We start from the raw sequence: 1,223 nt of genomic DNA on the forward strand, positions 1-1,223 counted from the left end.
CGCGCTGCGCTTCCGCGTCCGCCCACCGGGCCATCCGCACGCGGCGCAGCTCCGCCCCGGCGACGAGGTCGTCCTCCGCGGGGCCGACGCGCAGCGCGGCGCTCTTGAGCGCCCGCAGGTGCCTCAGCGCCCCGGTGAATCCCGCGGCCGCGAAGCTTTCGTCCACGTACTTGCCCCACGGATTGAGGTGAAGCCGCGCGAGATAGGTCGTGCCGTGCAGGTCCACGGCCGTCTGAAGGGCATTCTCCTGCGGGATCGGGCGCGCCGCCGCATCCTCGGGCGCGTCGGGCATGAAGGCCGAAAGGGCGGCTTCGAGCGCCCCGCCGCGGGGCCCCGCATCGCCCGCCGCGGAGAGTTCCGCGACTAGCCGCTCGTAGACCACGCGCTTCTCAACGAGCCCCACGTAGACCGTGAAGAACGGCACCTCCGGCGCGGGAACGGACTTCGGCGCCCGCGGGCACCAGTCGACGGGGCCTTCAAGGCGCGCGGCCTGCCAGCGCTCGAGCGCCTCCTTTTCCAGGCCCGCGAGCCGCCCCGGCGACCACTGGTCGCAGAAGCGCCGCTCCGTCTCCTCGGCCCGGTAGTCGGGCGGAGTGAGGAGTTCAATCTCCTCCCAGTAGCGGAGCACCTCGATCTGAGCCTTCCGTCCGAGCATGCAAGTCCACTCCCGCCGCACGACCCTCCTGCGGAGCCCTCCGCTAAGGAGTGGCTCCGGCAGAAGCGTCAGCGCTTCTTCACGCCGCCCGTGGGCTTCGCGGCCTTTGCCGCGGCCGCGCGCTTTTCAGCGAGGCGCAGGATCGTCTCGCGCACGCGCTCTTCACGCGCCCGGCGCTCCGCGTCGGGAAGTTCGGCGTAGTTCGGCACCGCGCGGTCGTCCCAGAGCGAATGCTCGGGGCGCCAGCGCAGCCGCACGCGGTCGGGGAACTTCTCCGGATCGTCGAAGAACCGCACGTCCATGCCGAGGCCCGCGGCGAAGAGGAGTTCGCCGTTCAGCCAGAGTCGCGGCAGATCCGCGCGCGCATAGGCCGGAATCCCCGCCTGCGCGTAGAGGTCCTTCAGGGCCTTGGCGGGCCGCAGCGCCCAGAGGCGGAGCTTCGCCGCGCCGTTGGTGGACCGGGTCTCGAGCTGAGCGCCCTTCGCGGTGAGCCGCGAGCGCGCAATGCCCGGTTCGTCGCCTCTGCAGGGAATCACCTCGATCTCGCCGCCCCAGTCGGGAAGCGCGA

The 1,223-nt window shown here is 72.1% G+C and carries 1 protein-coding gene and 1 pseudogene; both read right to left on the reverse strand.

From position 1 onward, the window contains the following. A pseudogene (locus tag ACT6Y9_RS11035) lies at positions 1–655 on the reverse strand (DEAD/DEAH box helicase); the annotation flags it as partial. Positions 656–723: 68 nt separating this feature from the next. Beyond that, positions 724–1,223: TilS substrate C-terminal domain-containing protein (locus ACT6Y9_RS11040; RefSeq protein ID WP_443744566.1), on the reverse strand; the 500-nt coding region annotated here is incomplete at its 5' end.

This window comes from Sutterella sp. (genome assembly GCF_052272535.1).
Taxonomy (GTDB): domain Bacteria; phylum Pseudomonadota; class Gammaproteobacteria; order Burkholderiales; family Burkholderiaceae_F; genus Sutterella.